The 745-nt window shown below is 50.2% G+C and carries 1 protein-coding gene; it reads right to left on the reverse strand.

Going from position 1 to position 745, the window contains the following annotated elements:
* Positions 1 to 22: 22 nt before the first annotated feature.
* Positions 23 to 745: LysR substrate-binding domain-containing protein (locus tag A3750_RS19375; RefSeq protein ID WP_068548655.1), on the reverse strand; the 723-nt coding region annotated here is incomplete at its 5' end.

Genomic DNA, 745 nt, shown 5'->3' on the forward strand with positions numbered 1-745 from the left:
ATGTTCCTTAGAGGCTGTCGTTCTATTCGAAAATCACACGGTCCGTTTCTACCCCTGCAAGACGAAAGGCCTCTGCAATTCTCCCCTGATTATCGGCAACGAAGTCCAGAAAATACTGAGCGACCGAAGAAGGTTTTTTCGCCGAAGGATGGACCAAGCACCATGCCCGCTTTATGGGAAACCCGTCAATCTCCGGGGATACAAGCGTGCCTAGTCGCAATTCGCTAGTAACACTTAGTCGAGGTAAGACCGCAACACCTAGCCCTGCTAACACCCCATGTTTGGTCGCATCATTGGAGCCAAACTCCATGCTCAAACGCAATTTGAGTGTATGCTCATGACAATGCTGCTCTAACGCCAAGCGACTTCCCGAGCCCCTCTCGCGCACAAGCACGCCCGATTCAAGAAATTGCTCAGCCGTGATCTTGTCTTCAGTATTTAGAACATGTGTTGGAGCCATTACCGGGATGAGCTCGTTGTCGAGAAACGGCAAAGACGCGAAAGGCTTTTCGCTTGGCACGATCCCCATTATTACCAAATCTCCCTGATTGCTATTTAAACGCTCGATCGCCTGCGCCCGGTTCACAACATGTACACGGACGCTCACTAAAGGGTATCGATCAAGAAACGGTTTTAGTAGATACGGTGTTATGTACTGGGCCGTGTTGACAGCCGTGAGCGTTAAATCGCCGGAAACCTGCCCCTCTAAACTGTGCAATTCATGCTGTAAACGCTGTATCTCCTC

The organism is Oleiphilus sp. HI0079, assembly GCF_001635105.1.